The following is a 16,624-nucleotide window of genomic DNA, read 5'->3' as shown; positions in this document are numbered from 1 at the left end:
GCCCCGGGCGCCGGGGCGTGCGCGGCGTGGCCTTTCGAGACACTCCGGCACCCCCGTGCTGCACGTCCCCGGGACCGGCCCCCGTTGCCGGCCCGGAGCGAGTATCCCTGGCCCGCAGTGCGGGCAAACCGGTCCCGGACCACGATGTCCTGTTCAACCGGGCTCCGGACCGAAATCGTGCGACCCCTTCCGGCGAGGCGGCCCGGCGACCCGGTTCAGAAGGCGTTGGTGAATCCCCACAGCATCTCCCGCGGTTGCTCGGCCCGGCCGCGCAGGTCCGCGACCACTTCGGAGAGCACCGGGTGGTTCAGGGTCCGCAGGGCCTCCAGATCGAGCTCCAGCAGATCCGGCAGCGCATCCGGCCCCTTGGACGGTCCGTCGTCCGGCCCGCCGTCATGTATCGACTCGCTCATCATGTCTCCCCGTACTGCCGCATCGAGCCGCCGGTGATGTGCTCGCCCTTGAGCGCATCCCGCCGAGCCCGCGTCCCTGACCCGCATGTCCCTGCCGGCACGGCACCGGCACCCGTACTGCCGACGCCCGCACCCCGTTCGCCCCTGCCGCGTTCACGAAGGATGCCCGCGCGCCCGTCCATGGCGTCGGTGCGGGCCGTGGGCACCCGTCGCTCCTGTACCGATGCCCCGCACAGCGGGGCATACGCCTGGCCGTGGGCGTCGCCGACCGGCGTCGGTCGTACGCCGGTCGCACACGGCGCGCATCATTCCGGCATCGGATCGCCCAGGCCTCTCGTTCGGATCATGCCGGGCTTGCGTGCCCCGGCACCGTGCCTCGCCGGTTCGGCCCGACCGAACGAGAGACCCTGGTGCTCTCCGTCGAGCAGTCAGCGCTCCAGCTCCGCCAGCCGCTCGGCGGTCGACTCGCCCGCCGCGCCGCCGCCGTCCGGCAGTTTGCGCCATTCCTGGCGGGCCGCCCGGTACGCCTCGCGTGCGGCCCGGGGGCGTCCCGCCCTTTCGTAGGTCATACCCCGCCAATGGTTGGCTGTAGCACCCAACTCGACTGCTTCTCGGCGCTGTTGCGGACTCTCCAGCTCCGCTTCTGCCGTGCCGGCTGACTCGGCAGCGTCCCGGAACGCCTCGGCCGCCTCGTCGAGCCGGGCCGGACGTCGCAGGACCCGGGAGGCGTCCAGGTGGGACAGGCCCAGTTCCAGCCAGCAGCGCGCCGCGGTCAGCGGATCGGCGGCCTCCTGGGCGGCGAGCCCGAAGAGATGCTCGGCCTCCCGCAGGTCGACCCGGTCCTCGGTGGCCCGGTGCCGCAGCATCAGCGCCCGGCCCAGCATCAGCAAACGCTCGGCCTGGCGTGTCCCCCCCGTCGCCGTCTCCGTACGGCAGTCCCGCAACACCCGTACCGCGGCACCGATGTACGCGCGTCCGTCGGGCAGTCGGGCACGACGCAGCAGCGTGCCGCCCCACTCGGCGAGCAGATCGGCGTGGGCCTGCGAGTCGCGCGGGACACCGCGCGCGGCGCGGGCGAACCAGTCGGCCGCTTCGACGAGGGCGTCCGGGTCGCCGGTGTGTTCGTAACGCGCGACGCGGACCCGGCCCGCCCGGGTCTGGAGCAGGGCGCGCTGCCGCTGCTCCCGCACGGTCTCCAGGGCCTGCTCGACCAGCGTCGCGGCCTCGTCCGGTTCCTCGCCGGAGCCGAGCAGGGCGTCCACGAGGTCCAGCAGGATGCGCACCTCGGTTCCCACGGTGTGCCGGCCGCCGCCCTGTTCGAACGCCATCCGCAAGGAGCGTGCCGCCTGTGCGGCGTACACCCGGGACTGTTCGGTGTCGACGGTGGCCCCGGCCAGCTTCAGCAGGGTGCGGCCGTGGGCCAGCGGCAGGGCGGTGGGCCGGTTCTCCTGGTCGGGCCAGACATCGGCGAACGCCTCCAGCATGCCGTACGCGGCCTGCAGCAGAGCGGTGTCGCCGTCGAGCCTCCACTGTGCCTCCAGGGCCCGGACCCGCTCCAGGGTGAGCCGGAGCGCCTCGGCGGGTTCCAGACCGGGGTCCGAGCAGGCTGCCGTGTACTCGCGGTCGGCGCGGCGCAGCAGTTCCAGTGCGCCGCGCCGGTCATCGCGCCGCCGCCGGTCGTCCGCCGCGGCGTGCAGCACCTTGGCCAGCACGGCTCGTTCGCGCACCGCTCCGGGGTGCGCGGCGGCCCGTTCGGCGGCGTACTCCGCCTCGCGGAGCAGCTCGGCGTCACCCTGCACCTCCCACAGCCTCAGGACGCAGCGCGAGTACTCCGCCCACAGCTCGGGGTCGGCGCCCGGCTGCTCCTCGCGCTCCGTGGCGCCCCGCAGCAGCTGCACGGCGTCGATCAGGTACTGCACCATGCTGTCCGATTCGAAATGCCGTACCAGGACGCGGGCGCTCTCCACCGCCGCGTTCGGTGTCTGGACGGCGCCGCGGTGGGCGTCCCGGCCGGTCTCCATCACGAACTGCTCGGGCAGGGGCATGAATCGCTCCAGTACGCGGACCGCGACCTCGGCGAAGGGGTGGGGGACGCGCGACCCGCCGCTTGTGCCGCCCTCCCCGTTCTCGTCACCCTCTTCGAACTCCCCGTCGGACGCGCCGTTCCCCATGCCGTCCGTGGTGCGGGCGGCCCGCGAGGAGCCGTACCGGCCCTCGCCGAGCTGGGCGAAGGCCAGGGCCGGGAAGTTCGGCCCGCCCTTTCCGAAGCGCTGCTCGATGTACTGCGAGCAGTGCTTGAGCACGAGCAGCGCCTCGTCCCGGCCCAGCGGGCCGAGCAGCGCCTCGCGGACTCCGGGCGCGAACTCGTACCACTGGCCGCCGTCCTCGGCCCCGTCCTCGCCCCTGCTCCGTGACAGCAGCCCGCTCAGCAGTACCTCGGCGAGTTCGGACGGCCCCGAGTGGGGCAGCATCGTGCGCTGCACCAACTGCATCACCGGCAGGTACAGCGGGGCCGCCGCGAGGTAGACGGCCAGCTGTCCGGCGACCGGGGAGGCCGCCGAGCGGAAGCGGCTGACCAACTGGAGCGAGGACAGCCCGTCACCGGGACGCTGTGCGGCCGCCGCGGGCTGATCGGCCCGCACCCAGCCGACGGCTCCGGAGATCTGCCCCGCGCCGGTGCCGGACAGCAGCCTCGCCCAGGCCGCCAACGCGCCCTCCACCGGCGGGAGTACGGGAATCGCCAGGGCTCCTGGATGCACGGCGGGTCCTGTACCGGCATGCTCCGTGACCTTCAGGACGGCGGCTCCCCCCGGCCCCTCGCCGCGGGACAGCGAACCGTAGGTGACCGGCAGCCTGGTCCGGTTCCACATCCGCTGCGGCAGGGGCTGGAGCACGGCCGTCGGCGCCTGGCGGGCCAGCTGGTGCAGCAGGCGGTGGGCCCGGCCGCTGTGCCAGAGCGGACCTGCGCAGTCGCTGACCAGTACGGTGACACGGCGGCCGGTCGGATCGCTCAGCCGGTCCGCGGAGTTCAGCGGTGCGGCGGCCGGATCGGGGCTGCGGCTCACCGCGGCCGCGCCGTCGGGACCTTGGTGCAGATAGCGCACCTGAACGTCCCGGAAGGCGCCCAATTGGCCGAATATCTGCTGGATTTCTCCGAACATCCGGTCCCACACCAGCATCGACGACGAGGCGTCCATGACGCACTGCACCAACGCCTCGCCTCGGGACGCGCCGCGGAAGACCGGCATGATCATCCCGCCGGACCGGGCGCTGAGCTCCGCGGTCGCCGTCTCGTCGAGGGTGCGGCGCAGCGGGGGCGCCGCCGGACGGTATCGCTGCAACGGGCGCAGGGCTCGCTGGAGTTCGAGCGGCGCGGGCAGGGCAGGGGCGGCGGGCACCCCGAGGGGGAGCGCTCTCGGCCGCCCTCCCCCGGCGGCACCACGCCCGCGCCCGCCCGAGCCGTCCGGACGGGGACCGGCGGGCGGCCGCGTGCGGGGTACGGGGTAGAGGTGGATCCGCCGGTCGTCGCCCCCGAGGCCCTGCTCCTCCACCGGCTCGTCGTCGTCCGCCACGGGGGCCGGGGCCTCGCCGCGGCCGGTCACCGGCGACGTGGGCCGCTCGGCCTCCCGGATCTCCCGTGCCCGCTCGAAGCGGAGCGGCGGCCCCACCTCGTCGCCCTCGTCGTCCGGTGCGTCGGGATGGCGGGTCCAGCGGGCCAGCCAGAGGGCGTCGCAGAGCTGTTCGGCATCGGGGTCGAGCCCGGCCTCGCGCAGCCGGGCCACGAACACGGGCAGCAGGCCGCCGTCGTACGGCAGGGAATCCGAGTGCCGCGCCGGTCCCGACGCCGACTCCGCCTCCCGTCCCGACGCCGCCTCCGACATCGATTCCGGCGCCCGCGGCGAGGCCGGTCCCGAAACCCCGGCCTCCTGATCCCCCGCGGCCTCGTCCGGCACCTCGCCGCAAGGACCCACGCCCGCGCCCGGACCGCCGTCGGGACCGGGCCCGCCCTCCGGTCCGTGCCGTGCCGTGCCGCCGGCCATCAGCTCATCACCTCGGCTGGTCGAGTCGCTGGATGAGCAGATCGGCGAGACGGTCGCGGCCGGCCGGCGCGGCGGCGTCGGTGAGGTAGATGGCGTTCAACAGCTGGTCGGTGGCGAGGAGTTCGCTGCGCGAGCGTTCCAGGAAGTGGGCGATGAGATCGTCCCCGGAGCGTGCCGCCTCGTCGCCGAGGTGGGCACGGACGAAGGTCGCGAGCCGCTGGTGGTCGGGGCGACCGAGCTCCAGGTGGATACAGCGGCGCATCAGGGGCGCCGGGAAGTCCCGCTCACCGTTGCTGGTGAGCACCACGAACGGGAAGGACCGGCACTGCACCCGGCCGCCCCTCACCTTCACCTTGTTGCCGTCGTCGTCGAGGACCTCCGCCTCGCCGCCGGGCAGCCGGTCGGTGATCCGTTCCAGTTCGGGGATGGCGAACTCGCCCTCCTCCAGCACGTTGAGCAGGTCGTTGGGCAGATCGATGTCGCTCTTGTCGAGCTCGTCGATGAGCAGTACGCGCGGCCGGTCCGAGGGCAGCAGCGCGGTGCCCAGCGGCCCGAGCCGGATGTAGCTGCCGACGCTCTCCGCCGATTCGACGCCGCCGGCCGCCCCGGCCGCCGCGCTGTGCGCGGCGATCTGCACGTCCTGGAGCCGGGCGATCGCGTCGTAGTGGTAGAGGCCGTCCTGGAGCGTCGAGCGGCTGACGACGGGCCAGCGCAGGACCCGGCCGAGCCCCAGCTCATGGGCGACCGAGTGGGCCAGCGTGCTCTTACCGGCCCCCGGGCTGCCGGTGACCAGCAGCGGACGGCGCAGATAGAGCGCGGCATTGATCATTTCGAGCTCTTCGGCACCCGGCCGATGGAGTTCGGCGAGGTGCCGGTGCCCCCCGAGGCGACGGTCGGCCGATCCGTCCCCGCCGTGCTCGTCGGGCTCCGACGCACCACGGCCCGCGAAGTCCCGCCACGGCGGCGGGGGCGGCAACTGCTCGATACCTTCGTGCGGTTCGCCGGCCCCTCGGTAGATGAGCCACTCGCCTGGTTCACTCATAGCGTGTTCCTCGTCGTCACTCGTCCGCCAGGGGAAGCAGTCGAACGTGCATCACGGTAGCGATCCGAGGTGCACCCCGTAAGAGTCCGGTCGGCGCGGTCGTCCCTCATGGCGCCTCCAGGAACTGGTCGGAGCCGGGCAGTGGGTGGTGCGGATCGTCCCAGTAGAGGGCGACGCCGTCCGACCAGTACGTCTCCGTACGGCCCGCGCGTACCCCCCGTCTCAATTCATGCACCTTCCTCGGCAGTTGATCGGCCGTGCGGGCCCCGGAGACCGACTCGGCGGCGCGCCGGTGGAAATCCGTGCAGACGGCGGCGGGCTCGGCCGCCCGGCGCCGCCACAGGGCCACCCCGAACCCCCCGTCGAGCACCCGTCCGAGACCGGCCGCGGTCTCCGGGTCGGGCCGGTCCCCGTACCTGCAGAGCACCGGGACGGTCTCGTACGCCAGCCCGCGCAGCTCCTCCACCACGGCTACGGGTACCCGCATTCCGTCCTCGCAGTCGACGACGGCGGCCTGCATCGGGGCCGTCATGGTCCGGTTCCAGCGCGCCTCGCGCTCGTCGGGCCCGTCGTCGGCCGGCCTCGGGCGGTGGTCCAGGCGGCGGATGACCACGGGGCGCAGCACTCCGAGCGGCCGCCCGTCGGGCGGCACGTGCCATCCGTCGACCTCCAGGTCCATCAGGGACTGCGGCACGGCGACCTGGAGCACCGCGGGGTCGTCGGGTGCGTCGCACCGCCGGAACGCCTCCGCCAGCGGCCCGGCGAGGCGGGCCGGGAGAGCCTCCGGTGCGGTGCCCCGGCTGTCCTCGGCGACGGGCAGGACGTCCCCGGTGTGCTGGACGACGCCGATCCGCCAGTCGTAGCGGTCCCGCTCCCAGCCGCGCGGTTCCAGCTGCAGCAGGACGCACGGAGCGCCGCGGGTCCTGGTGGGTTCGAGTACCGGCACCGGGGTGCGCAGATGCTCGCGGTCGGGGGTGAGGCGGCCGTTGTGCCGGAGCCCGGCGAGCTCGTGGCGGAACTTGCGGGAGAGCCGGTCCTCGGCCATCCGCTTCACCCAGTCCCACAGGGATGCCTCGGCGAGCCGGGTGGACGGCAGGACGTAGGGGCGTTCGGCGGAGAGGGCGCTCATGCAGTAACGCAGGATGAGTTCCAGCGCGCTGTCGCCGCCGGGGGCGTCGTACAGCGTCCCCAGTCCGTCGCGCCAGCCGCGCGGCGCCGCATGGTGCTCGGTCGGGTGGGTGTCGGGCAGCCGGTCCAGGAGGTCGAGGAGGCTGCGGGTGCTGAGCGGCGGCGGGAGTTCGGCGAGCCGGCCGAGCAGGTCGACGCGCTGCTGGGGGCTGAGTGCGAGCCCGGCTCCGGCGCCCAGTTCGCGCTGGAGGTCGGCCCACGTCCGCTCGGTGCCGACCGGGCTGCCGTGCCGGTCGGCGTGGTAGCGGTCGTGGGCGTGGAACACCGCCTGGTAGGGGTCGTCGGACTCGGTGGCGACGGCCCCGGGCGGCACGGGCAGCGTACGCAGCCGTTCGACGCCGATCGAGGTGCCGCCGGTCGTGCCGTCCGACCGCGACTTGAGTACGCCGACGACCTCGCCGCGGGCCAGGTCCACCACGGGTCCGCCGGACAGGCCCGGGTACATCCGGTCGCCGTCGAGCCGCATCTGTTCGTCGTCCTCGGCCCAGTCGCCGAAGGTGCCCATCACCTGGCAGCGCCCGCTGAAGCGGGTCAGCTGCCCCGATCCGCCGCCGGTCCAGCCGGTGTAGAGGACCGAGCCGCCGCCGAACATGCCCGCCGGACGTTCGCTGACGTACACACAGGGGTGCTCGACGGGTCTCAGCAGCCGGATGAGCGCGAGGTCGGGGGCCGGCCAGCCGCCCGAGGGTGTCGGGACCCGCGCCCCGCCCGGCCCGGCCGGGCCGTGACGGTCCTCGGGCAGGGCGGCGACCACGATGCCCTCGACCGCGGTCTCGGCGCTGCCCGGGTCCGGCTTGAACACCACGCTCACCTGACGCCCCTCCCCCTCCATCGCCACGTGCGCGCACGTGAGGACCCAGCTCGGGGCGATGAAGAAGCCGCTCCCCAGGAAGCCGCGGTCGGATCCGTCAGGGGCATACCCGGGCTCCGGGCGATGGATGCGTACGGTCGCGGCCATCACGAGGCCCGCCAGCGCACGGTACGTGCTCTCCGAGCCGCCCCCTGCGCCCCTGCCCGGCGGCTGCGTCATGAGTGGCTTCCGGTGTCCGGCCCGGCTCCGTCGGAATGCGCCGGTGCGCCGGTGGATGCACCGGCGCCCGGGGTCCCCGCGAGGGCGTCCGCATCCGGCGTCCCCGCGGATGCGCCATCGTCCGGGGGCGCCGCGGGCACGCCTGTGTCCGGGGTCGCCGAGGATGCACCCGGGTCCGGGGTCGCCGCCGGGGGCGCCGTCGGCACGGGCGGGTGTCCGGGTGGCGAGGAGGGCGGGGGCGGCATGGGCGGGACGGGTTGTGGCCGCGGCGGGCCGTACGACGCGGTCTGCGCGCCGGGAGCGGGGCGCGGCGCGGCCTGCTGGGGCGGGGGCGGGGGCGCCGTGGTCTGCCCCGCTGCCCGCGCCCCGCTCTGCGCCGGGATCGGCGGATCGACGGGCGGGCCTCCGCCGTTCCACGTCAGCGTGACCTTGATGCCGCCCTTGGCCTCACCGTCCGCGAGGAGACCGACGACCTTGCCGGCCTTCGCGGTGAGCTCGATGCCGAACTCGACGCTGACCTCGTCGGGCCGCACCGCTCGCAGCGGCTCGGCGAGCGAGCGCGCGACGCTGGTCACGACCGCCCGCAGGCTCTCGACCCGGGCCTGCACGCGCTCGGCGAAGTCCTCGTACCCGATGTCCGTGAATGCCGGACCCCGGACAGGCTCGGCCAGTTCCTCCGCCCCGGAGATCCGCGCCCAGACCGGTGTGCCGTCCGGCATCTCGATGCGCGTGATACGGGCCTCGCTGTCACCCATGAAACCCCCCGTTCCCCCAACTACCCGCAGGCTAACGGCAGTACGCGGCCGATGCGAGGCTCATGGACCATGACGCCGGAACGCCGCCGACCGGTTCTCGGCGGGTTCGCCGTGGCTCCGTGCGGCCGTCGCGGACCGCGCCAGGGGGTGCGCTCCCGGCCGTCGTGGGGCTGTCACCAGGCATTAGGCTTGCCGCATGTACTTCACCGACCGCGGTATCGAGGAGCTGGAGAAGCGGCGAGGCGAGGAAGAGGTCACTTTCGAGTGGCTCGCCGAGCAGCTGCGTACCTTCGTCGATCTCAATCCCGACTTCGAGGTGCCGGTCGAGCGCCTCGCCACCTGGCTGGCCCGCCTCGACGACGAGGACGAGGACGAGTAATCGATCCGCTCCAACCGCGGATCGATTCGTTTTCGACCCTTGATCGATCCATCCCTGATCGGCCCGCTCCGATCCCTGATCGGCCCGCTCCGGCCCCTGCTCGATGCACTCCGGCCGCTGATCAGTCCGCTGCGACGGTCCCGGTCCTCTCGGCCCTGAAGCGGTCGTACGCGAGGCCGAGCGCCCCGTGCGCCGTCAGCAGCGCTCCGGCGAAGGCCCAGCCGCCGCTGCGGCGCCCGATCCCCCAGAGGGTGAGCGGGAGTCCGGCCGCCACCTGGGCGCCGCCCAGCGCGCGGGCCCTGGGGCCGCGCATCCAGGGCCCGAGGCGGCTGTTCTCGACCGCGTCGAGTTGGGCCCGCACCGCCTCGCGCCGACCGGTCCAGCGGATCGCTTCGGTCTCCGGCCGGCCGTCGGCCGCCGCGTACAGCCGGTCGCCGGGCATGTCCGGGTCGAGGCCGGGCGGGAGGTTCAGCCCGATCCGGGTGAGGACGGCGAGCAGCCCGCGCAGCCGGATGCGGGCATCGGCGTCCGGGTCCGGGCGGATCAGCTCTTCGAGCGCCTGGACATCCAGCACGGGGTCGAGGCCCAACCGCTCGGCGAACGTACGCATCGCCTCGTCCTCCCCGACCGGGGTGCCGTCCGCCAGCCAGACGTAACCGACCGGGCGGCGGAATCCGTACGCCAGCGTGTGGCCGGCCCGGTCACCGTCCCACCACAGCGCGAGGACGGGCCAGGTCGAGCCGACGGCGAGCGCGGCGGCCCAGCCCGCCACGACCCGGTCGACCGGCTCCGCGTCCGCACCCCCCTCGCCACCGTCCCGCCAGGGCCTTCCCTCGGGGACGAGGACGGACCACCCGTCTCCGGCGGGCGCGAGCAGCATCCGCTCGCGCAGCAGATGGGCCACCGTCCGTACATTCTCGGGTTCGGTACGGCACAGCAGCAGCGCCCCCACGGGGGATGTCGCGTTCATGCCTCACACGCTAGGGTAATTCGCCCCTGTTTGGCCTATTCGGCACGCCTGGGGCGACCCGGCGCCATCACGACTCCTCTTGACTTCCCCGATCCGCGATATATCGTGTTCCGCAAGAGACGCGATATGTTGCGTCATACGGCGTCCCAGGAGGTCAGATCCATGCCTGTGTCGACATGGGCCATCAACGAGCCCCAGAAGCTGACCTTCGACGACCCCGTGACCTCGCTCAATGTCCGCATCGTCGGGGGCGCCGTCAATGTCGTCGGCACCGAGGAGCGGACCGCCCGGCTGGAGATCTCCTCGATCGAGGGCCCGCCACTGATCGTGACCCAGGAGGGCGGCACCCTCACGGTCGCGTACGAGGGTCTGCCGTGGAACGACTTCCTCAATTGGTTCGACCGCAAGGGCTGGCACCGCAGCGCGGTCGTCTCACTCGCCGTACCGGCCGGGGCGACGGTGGCGGTCGGTGTGGTCGGCGCCGGAGCCGTGGTCTCCGGAATCCGTGGACGTACGGACGTCCGGGGCGTCACCGGCGACACCACGCTCGTCGGGCTCGCCGGCCCGGCCCGGGCGGAGACGGTCTCCGGCAGCGTGGAGGCCCAGTCGGTCACCGGTGAGCTGCGCTTCCAGACGGTCTCGGGCGACTTGACGGTCGTCGAGGGCGCGGGCACCTCGGTACGGGCGGAATCCGTCAGCGGCAACATGGTGCTGGACCTGGACCCGACCGGGAAGCCCACGGACGTCCGGCTGACCACGGTGTCCGGCGAGGTCGCCATCCGACTGCCGCACCCGGCGGACGCGACGGTCGAGGCGAACACCGCGAGCGGCGCCGTCTCCAACGGCTTCGAGGATCTGCGGGTCAGCGGACAGTGGGGGGCGAAGAAGATCACCGGCACGCTCGGCGCCGGGACCGGCAAGCTGCGGGCGACGACCGTCTCGGGATCGATCGCCCTGCTGCGCCGCCCGCCGGCCGAGGACGATCCGCACGATGCCGCGCCGACCGGAAAGGTGCTCTGACATGCCTCCCGTATTCGCCCACGGGCGTCTCCGCCTCTATCTGCTGAAGCTGCTCGACGAGGCCCCGCGCCACGGCTACGAGGTGATCCGGCTCCTGGAGGAGCGCTTCCAGGGCCTGTACGCGCCCTCGGCGGGCACGGTCTATCCGCGCCTCGCCAAACTGGAGACCGAGGGCCTCGTCACGCACGCCACCGAAGGCGGCCGCAAGGTCTACTCGATCACCGACGCGGGCCGCGCCGAACTGGCCGGCCGCACGGGCGAACTGGCCGATCTGGAAATGGAGATCCGGGACTCCGTCTCCGAACTGGCCGCCGAGATACGGGACGACGTACGCGGCGCCGCGGGCAAGCTGCGCAGCGAGATGCGGGCCGCGGCGCACGAGACCCGGCACGCCTCCGGCTCCACCGGCACCGGTACCGGCCGCACGGGCGATTGGGAGTCCGTCTTCGGCGACCTCGGGGATCTCGGCGACAAGGACGCGTGGCACGCCGCGAAGGAGGAGTTGCGCAAGGCCAAGCAGGAATGGAAGGAGCAGGCCCGCCGGGCGAAGGACGAGTCCCGTCGCGCCCGCGAGGACGCCCAGCAGGCCCGCCGTCAGGCCAAGGAGGCCCAGGACAGGGCGCGCGAGCAGATGCAGAACGCCGCCCGCCAGGTCCAGGAGCACTTCGCACGGGGCGACTGGCCCTCCGGCGTACGCGAGGGGCTGGCCGAGATCACCGGCCAGTTGGGCAGCTTCGCCAGGACGGGCAGCCGGCCCCCGTACATCAAGCCGGAACCCGCCGGTGCCGACCCGGAGTGGGGCAAGGACACCGCCGCCACCGGCGACCCCACCCGCGACCTGGACCGCCTGCTCGACCGCTTCCGCGACGACATCCGCGACGCGGCCCGCGACCGGGGCGTCACCGAGGAGCAGCTGACGGAGGCCCGCCGCCATCTGTCGACGGCGGCGGCCCATATCGGAGCGCTGCTGCGGAAGGAGACCGACGGCGCGGAGTAGGGAGCGGCGCGGAGCCCGGGGCACTCCCCGGGCTCCGCCGCACCGCCCGCCGCTCCACCCCTCCCGCCCCGTCCTCCCCGTGGTCTCTCAGCCCGCCTTCCGCTCGTGATCCGCGCCGCCGTCCCCGTACAACGCGCGGTCGACCGTCTCGTAGGTCGCACCGTGCTCGGCGAGGACATCGGCGACCACACCGGGTCCGACGGTCATGGCCAGCAGGAGATGCTCCTCGCCGATGAACCGGTCGCCTCGGCGCAGCGCGATCCGCAGCGACTTCTCCAGGACCCCCTTGGCCTCCCGGGTGAACGGGCGTCTGCCTGCCCACCGGCGCCGGTCCTTGCCGTCGCCCCGCAGGGCTCCTTCGCCGTGCGCCTCCTCGACCCGGGCGACGATCGCGGTGAGGTCGATGCCGATACCGGCGAGCGCGTCGGCGTCGGCCCTGGTCATGCCGCCGCGTCTGCGCGCATCGGCCAGCGCCGCCTCCACCGACGCCCTGCGGTCCACGAGCCCCAGCGCCGTGACGGCGGACGACGCCCGGCCGCCCTCCTGGTCCAGCAGGGCGAGCAGCAGGTGCTCCTCGGTGATCGATCCGGCGTCGGCGCGTTCCGCGCAGGTCACCGCGCCGGTCACGGTCGACCGGGCGCTTCTGGTGAATCGTTCGAACATCAATGCCTCCCGTACTTCTTGTGCACGGCCTGTCGGCTGACACCCAGCTCGGCCGCGATCTCCTGCCACGACCAGCCCTTCGCGCGGGCGCTTGCGACTTGCACGGCTTCGAGTTGCTCCAGCAGCCGTCGCAGTGCGGCGACCGCCCGCAGTCCCACCCGGGGGTCGTGGTCACCGGCGCGCGCGGCGAGATCCGTTGCCTCGGTCATGATGTCAACTTACGTTGACACCGTCAGCGTCGTCAACCTTCGTTGACAAGCGTGCTGCCGAGGCCGGCTCGGCCGTGCGGCGTCCGGGTGACCGTGACCGTGACGCGCACCCCCTCACGGGCCCGGATCCGCACCTCTCCCCCGTGCCTGCGGACCTGGGCCCGGCCGCCCACCGCGACCCGCCAGTTCCCGACGGTCGGCGGCAGGGAGACCTCCGTGGTGCCGCGGCGGCCCGCCGTGTAGGAGAGCCGGTAGACGCCGGTGGCGTCGTCGTACGTGTCGCCGTGGACGGTTCCGGCGACGGCGGGCGCGTACGGCGTGGCGGTTCGCTCCTTGTTCGCCGCGAAGGCGCCGTCCTTGTCGAGTGCGCAGTACCCACCGCCGTAGCACCACACATAGCCGGCCCAGCCCGAGGTGTAACGGCTCAGGGAGGCCATCGCGTCCCGGTAGAAGCGGCCCATCCGAGGAAGCGTGTTGTTCAGCGGGCCCCATTCGCCGACGACGACCGGAATGTGCCGCTGCTCCGGGTACGCGGTGACAGCCGCCTCGTACGACTCGATCCAGCCCGCCGACGGGTCGTAGTCGGCGCCCGCCTCCATCGCCGTGTTGTAGAAGTGCGGTGCGTAGACGGTCCGGTGGTCCCTGACCGCCCCCAGTCCGGTGGGGACGCCCTCGCCGACGACGGGGGTGGGTTCGACGAACAGCCAGTTGGCCCGGTCCACCGAACGGACCGCGCGGGCGAGCCGGTTGTACATCGGGGTGAGCTGCCGGGACTCGATGCGACGGGCGGCCGTCGCCAGGTCCTCCCCTTCCTCGATCTCCCCCATCGGCTCGTTGATCAGGTCGTAGCCGAGGACGGCCGGGTGGTGCGCGTAGCGGTCGGCGACGACCTTCCACATCCGCGCCTGGGCCCGCTGGAGATCGGGGTCCTCGTAGAGATGGGTGAAGGCCCGCTGCACGGCGGGCTCGAAGTACTCGGCGAACCAGTCGTCGGGGTGCGGGGTGAAGGGCAGACCATCGGTACGGGTGGCCCAGGCCGGGATGCCGCGATGCCCGAACGCCGGGCCGAAGACGTCCTGGTGGGCGTCGAGCACCACTTGGACGCGGTACTTCCGCGCCCAGCCCAGCACCCGGTCGATCCGGCGCAGATACCCGACGCTGTACTGGCCGCGGCGGGGCTCCAGGTCGTCCCAGAAGATGAGCAGCCGGGCGAATCCGAAGCCCTTGGCGCGCAGATCCCGGAAGTGCTTCTCGGTGATGGCGGTCAGCGCCTGGTCATCGCGGTTCGCCTTGTCCTCGACGTTCCAGCCGCGCAGCGTGAGGGTGCGGCCCTCGTCGTCGGTGAGGCGGGGTATGCCGGTCCGGTCGGGGGGCACGGGACGCGCGCCGGCGGCGGGGGCGAGCGCCCCCGCCGCGAGCACGAGCGAGGTGACGACCGAGGTGAGTACGCTGCCCATCCGCATCCGCGTCCGCTTTCGCATGGCGCAGATGAGAACAGCTCACCCCGCACACCTCAAGAGCAGGTGAGCACGATCTTTCCGAACTGGCCGCCCGTTTCCAGCCGTTCGAAGCCCTCGCGGGCCCGGTCCAGGGGCAGCACCTCGTCGATGACGGGCCGCACGCCGGCGGTCGCGCAGAACGCCAGCAGGTCCTCCAGCTCGTCCTTCGACCCCATGGTCGAGCCGACGACCTTCAGCTCCAGGAAGAAGATCCGGGTCAGCTCGGCGTGCGAGGGCCGGTCGCCGCTGGTCGCACCCGAGATGACGAGCGTGCCGCCGGGCCGCAGCGACTTCACCGAGTGGGACCAGGTGGCGGCGCCGACCGTCTCGATGACCGCGTCGACGCGCTCCGGCAGCCGTGCGCCGGGCTCGTACGCCTCGATCGCGCCGAGTTCGACAGCGCGCTTGCGCTTGGCCTCGTCGCGGCTGGTGGCGTGGACCCGCAGCCCGGCCGCCCGGCCGAGCACGATCGCGGCGGTGGCGACGCCGCCGCCCGCACCCTGGACGAGGACGGAATCGCCGGGACGCACCCCGGCGTTGGTGAAGAGCATCCGGTACGCGGTGAGCCAGGCGGTCGGCAGACAGGCGGCCTGCTCGAAGGTGAGTTCCTTCGGCTTGGGCAGTACGTTCCAGCTGGGGACGGTGACCTGCTCGGCGAAGGTGCCCTGGTAGCGCTCGGTGAGGATCGACCGGGGTTCCTTCGGGCCGACGCCGTGACCCGTCTGCCCGATGACGGAGTGCAGGACGACCTCGTTGCCGTCCTCGTCGATCCCGGCGGCGTCACAGCCGAGGATCATCGGCAGCTTGTCCTCGGCGAGACCGACGCCGCGCAGGGACCAGAGGTCGTGATGGTTGAGGGAGGCGGCCCGGACGTCGACGGTGGTCCAGCCCGGTCGTGCCCCGGGAGCGGGGCGCTCGCCCAGCTCAAGGCCGTTGAGGGGCTGGTCGCGGTCGATGCGGGATGCGTAGGCGGCGAACATGGCCTCGACGATAGGCCGGGGCGCGGGCCGGCGTAACCGGCCACGGGTGTGACGCACACCGCGCGCGGGAGCCGCCGGGGTGTCCCCCCGCACCGAGTAGCAACGGGCCGCTGCAGCAACGGGCCGCAGGGGCCGGGTACTGCCCCTGGTTGCGGGAAGGAGCGGAGCACGGGCGTACCCCGCACCCCGCCCCCGGACCTCAGCGCCGGGCCACGCCCTCCGCACGGGCCGCCGCGGCCACGGCGGCCGTCACGGCCGGTGCCACCCGCTCGTCGAACGGCGACGGAATCACGTAGTCCGCCGCGAGCTCGTCGCCCACGACGTCCGCCAGTGCGTTCGCCGCGGCGATCTTCATGCCCTCGGTGATCCGCGAGGCACGGACCTGGAGGGCGCCCGCGAAGATGCCGGGGAAGGCGAGCACGTTGTTGATCTGGTTCGGGAAGTCCGAACGCCCGGTCGCCACGACGGACGCGTACTTGTGTGCGACGTCGGGGTGGACCTCGGGGTTCGGGTTGGCCATGGCGAAGACGAACGCGCCGGGCGCCATCGACGCCACGGCCGCCTCGGGCACCGTGCCGCCGGAGACACCGATGAAGACGTCCGCGCCGGCCAGCGCGCTCTCCAGCGTCCCGGAGATCCCGGCCCGATTGGTGAGCTCGGCCAGCTCGCGCTTGACGTCGGTCAGGTCCTCGCGGTCCCGGCTGACGACGCCCTTGCGGTCGGCCACGGCGACATCGCCGAGCCCCGCCTCCAGCAGGAACTTGGCGATGGCCACTCCGGCCGCACCGGCGCCGGAGATGACGGCGCGCAGTTCGCCGAGGTTCCGGCCGGACAACTTCGCGGCGTTGCGCAGGGCCGCGAGCGTCACGACCGCGGTGCCGTGCTGGTCGTCATGGAAGACCGGGATGTCGAGCCGCTCCTGCAGCCTGCGCTCGATCTCGAAGCAGCGCGGCGCCGAGATGTCCTCCAGGTTCACCCCGCCGAAGGAGGGCGCGAGGCGGACGACCGTCTCGACGATCTCGTCCGCGTCGGTGGTCGCGAGCGCGATCGGCACCGCGTCGACACCGCCGAACTGCTTGAAAAGAATCGCCTTGCCCTCCATCACCGGGAGGGAGGCCTCGGGGCCGATGTCTCCGAGACCGAGCACCGCGGTGCCGTCCGTCACGACGGCGACGACCTGCGATTTCCAGGTGTAGTCGTGGACCAGCTCGGGATTCTCGGCGATGGCGCTGCACACCTTGGCGACGCCGGGTGTGTACGCGAGGGACAGGTCGTCCTTGTCGCGGACGGGAACGGTGGCCTGCACGGCCATCTTGCCGCCGCGGTGCAGCGCGAAGGCCGGATCGAACGGCTCGTCGGTGGCGCTGTCGGTGGTGCTGTCGCTGCGAGGATTGACGATCTCCGCTGCCATGGTGTTGACCCCTTAAGTCTTCAACGTT

The 16,624-nt window shown here is 73.1% G+C and carries 15 protein-coding genes; 3 read left to right on the top strand and 12 right to left on the bottom strand.

From position 1 onward, the window contains the following. Positions 1–215 precede the first annotated feature (215 nt). From fxsA to ACIOHC_RS21495, 6 genes are all read right to left on the bottom strand, one after another. Positions 216–413 carry an FxSxx-COOH cyclophane-containing RiPP peptide gene (gene fxsA / locus ACIOHC_RS21520; RefSeq protein ID WP_351078626.1) on the bottom strand — a complete coding sequence of 66 codons (198 nt, stop codon included), beginning with the start codon at positions 411–413 and terminating at the stop codon, positions 216–218. Next, positions 413–619, bottom strand: a complete 207-nt coding sequence (locus ACIOHC_RS21515; protein ID WP_351078623.1) for a hypothetical protein — start codon at positions 617–619, stop codon at positions 413–415. Before ACIOHC_RS21515 ends, fxsA begins: the two co-directional genes overlap by 1 nt. A gap of 222 nt (positions 620–841) precedes the next feature. After that, positions 842–4,453 carry an SAV_2336 N-terminal domain-related protein gene (locus ACIOHC_RS21510; RefSeq protein ID WP_351078620.1) on the bottom strand — a complete coding sequence of 1,204 codons (3,612 nt, stop codon included), beginning with the start codon at positions 4,451–4,453 and terminating at the stop codon, positions 842–844. A gap of 7 nt (positions 4,454–4,460) precedes the next feature. Continuing rightward, on the bottom strand, positions 4,461–5,495 hold the full coding sequence (locus ACIOHC_RS21505) for a MoxR family ATPase (RefSeq protein WP_351078617.1): 1,035 nt from the start codon (positions 5,493–5,495) through the stop codon (positions 4,461–4,463). Between the two features lie 106 nt (positions 5,496–5,601). After that, positions 5,602–7,713, bottom strand: a complete 2,112-nt coding sequence (locus tag ACIOHC_RS21500) for a trypsin-like peptidase domain-containing protein (protein WP_351078614.1) — start codon at positions 7,711–7,713, stop codon at positions 5,602–5,604. After that, positions 7,710–8,468 (bottom strand): CU044_2847 family protein, encoded by a 759-nt coding sequence (locus tag ACIOHC_RS21495; protein WP_401843552.1) that lies wholly within the window; start codon positions 8,466–8,468, stop codon positions 7,710–7,712. Before ACIOHC_RS21495 ends, ACIOHC_RS21500 begins: the two co-directional genes overlap by 4 nt. 196 nt (positions 8,469–8,664) lie before the next feature. Between ACIOHC_RS21495 and ACIOHC_RS21490 the strand changes: the two genes are divergently transcribed. Next, positions 8,665–8,847: a DUF6104 family protein gene (locus ACIOHC_RS21490; RefSeq protein WP_003961784.1), complete on the top strand. Its 183-nt coding sequence runs from the start codon at positions 8,665–8,667 to the stop codon at positions 8,845–8,847. A 121-nt stretch (positions 8,848–8,968) separates the two neighbouring features. Here ACIOHC_RS21490 and ACIOHC_RS21485 read toward each other — a convergent pair whose 3' ends face one another. Then, positions 8,969–9,817: a hypothetical protein gene (locus ACIOHC_RS21485; protein ID WP_351078611.1), complete on the bottom strand. Its 849-nt coding sequence runs from the start codon at positions 9,815–9,817 to the stop codon at positions 8,969–8,971. A gap of 162 nt (positions 9,818–9,979) precedes the next feature. On the opposite strand from ACIOHC_RS21485, the gene ACIOHC_RS21480 reads away from it, so the two are divergent. Next, positions 9,980–10,837, top strand: coding sequence for a DUF4097 domain-containing protein (locus ACIOHC_RS21480; RefSeq protein WP_389636455.1), 858 nt, complete (start codon positions 9,980–9,982; stop codon positions 10,835–10,837). Position 10,838: 1 nt separating this feature from the next. Next, positions 10,839–11,834 (top strand): helix-turn-helix transcriptional regulator, encoded by a 996-nt coding sequence (locus ACIOHC_RS21475; protein WP_365694137.1) that lies wholly within the window; start codon positions 10,839–10,841, stop codon positions 11,832–11,834. 87 nt (positions 11,835–11,921) lie between these two features. Here the strand turns inward: ACIOHC_RS21475 and ACIOHC_RS21470 are convergent, their stop codons facing one another. The 5 genes from ACIOHC_RS21470 to ACIOHC_RS21450 all read right to left on the bottom strand — a co-directional run bounded on the left by ACIOHC_RS21470 (position 11,922) and on the right by ACIOHC_RS21450 (position 16,596). After that, positions 11,922–12,497, bottom strand: a complete 576-nt coding sequence (locus ACIOHC_RS21470; RefSeq protein WP_351078604.1) for a Clp protease N-terminal domain-containing protein — start codon at positions 12,495–12,497, stop codon at positions 11,922–11,924. Then, positions 12,497–12,706: a helix-turn-helix domain-containing protein gene (locus ACIOHC_RS21465; protein WP_351078602.1), complete on the bottom strand. Its 210-nt coding sequence runs from the start codon at positions 12,704–12,706 to the stop codon at positions 12,497–12,499. The genes ACIOHC_RS21470 and ACIOHC_RS21465 overlap by 1 nt, the downstream gene beginning before the upstream one ends. Before the next feature lie 32 nt (positions 12,707–12,738). Continuing rightward, on the bottom strand, positions 12,739–14,187 hold the full coding sequence (locus ACIOHC_RS21460) for a glycoside hydrolase family 5 protein (RefSeq protein WP_389636454.1): 1,449 nt from the start codon (positions 14,185–14,187) through the stop codon (positions 12,739–12,741). Positions 14,188–14,219: 32 nt separating this feature from the next. After that, entirely contained in the window at positions 14,220–15,185 is a 966-nt protein-coding gene (locus ACIOHC_RS21455) for a zinc-binding dehydrogenase (RefSeq protein ID WP_351078596.1), read from the bottom strand. A 199-nt stretch (positions 15,186–15,384) separates the two neighbouring features. Continuing rightward, positions 15,385–16,596, bottom strand: coding sequence for an NADP-dependent malic enzyme (locus ACIOHC_RS21450; protein WP_351078593.1), 1,212 nt, complete (start codon positions 16,594–16,596; stop codon positions 15,385–15,387). Positions 16,597–16,624: the final 28 nt, after the last annotated feature.

Source organism: Streptomyces sp. NPDC088252 (assembly GCF_044740965.1).
Lineage (GTDB): Bacteria > Actinomycetota > Actinomycetes > Streptomycetales > Streptomycetaceae > Streptomyces.
This window is presented reverse-complemented; position numbering and strand designations above follow the sequence as displayed.

What these genes read in the sequence shown, in the direction of transcription:
- fxsA (WP_351078626.1), bottom strand. Translation starts at nt 413, where the DNA reads ATGAGCGAGTCGATACATGACGGCGGGCCGGACGACGGACCGTCCAAG.
- ACIOHC_RS21510 (WP_351078620.1), bottom strand. Translation starts at nt 4,453, where the DNA reads ATGGCCGGCGGCACGGCACGGCACGGACCGGAGGGCGGGCCCGGTCCC.
- ACIOHC_RS21505 (WP_351078617.1), bottom strand. Translation starts at nt 5,495, where the DNA reads ATGAGTGAACCAGGCGAGTGGCTCATCTACCGAGGGGCCGGCGAACCG.
- ACIOHC_RS21500 (WP_351078614.1), bottom strand. Translation starts at nt 7,713, where the DNA reads ATGACGCAGCCGCCGGGCAGGGGCGCAGGGGGCGGCTCGGAGAGCACG.
- ACIOHC_RS21495 (WP_401843552.1), bottom strand. Translation starts at nt 8,468, where the DNA reads ATGGGTGACAGCGAGGCCCGTATCACGCGCATCGAGATGCCGGACGGC.
- ACIOHC_RS21490 (WP_003961784.1), top strand. Translation starts at nt 8,665, where the DNA reads ATGTACTTCACCGACCGCGGTATCGAGGAGCTGGAGAAGCGGCGAGGC.
- ACIOHC_RS21485 (WP_351078611.1), bottom strand. Translation starts at nt 9,817, where the DNA reads ATGAACGCGACATCCCCCGTGGGGGCGCTGCTGCTGTGCCGTACCGAA.
- ACIOHC_RS21480 (WP_389636455.1), top strand. Translation starts at nt 9,980, where the DNA reads ATGCCTGTGTCGACATGGGCCATCAACGAGCCCCAGAAGCTGACCTTC.
- ACIOHC_RS21475 (WP_365694137.1), top strand. Translation starts at nt 10,839, where the DNA reads ATGCCTCCCGTATTCGCCCACGGGCGTCTCCGCCTCTATCTGCTGAAG.
- ACIOHC_RS21470 (WP_351078604.1), bottom strand. Translation starts at nt 12,497, where the DNA reads ATGTTCGAACGATTCACCAGAAGCGCCCGGTCGACCGTGACCGGCGCG.
- ACIOHC_RS21465 (WP_351078602.1), bottom strand. Translation starts at nt 12,706, where the DNA reads ATGACCGAGGCAACGGATCTCGCCGCGCGCGCCGGTGACCACGACCCC.
- ACIOHC_RS21460 (WP_389636454.1), bottom strand. Translation starts at nt 14,187, where the DNA reads ATGCGAAAGCGGACGCGGATGCGGATGGGCAGCGTACTCACCTCGGTC.
- ACIOHC_RS21455 (WP_351078596.1), bottom strand. Translation starts at nt 15,185, where the DNA reads ATGTTCGCCGCCTACGCATCCCGCATCGACCGCGACCAGCCCCTCAAC.
- ACIOHC_RS21450 (WP_351078593.1), bottom strand. Translation starts at nt 16,596, where the DNA reads ATGGCAGCGGAGATCGTCAATCCTCGCAGCGACAGCACCACCGACAGC.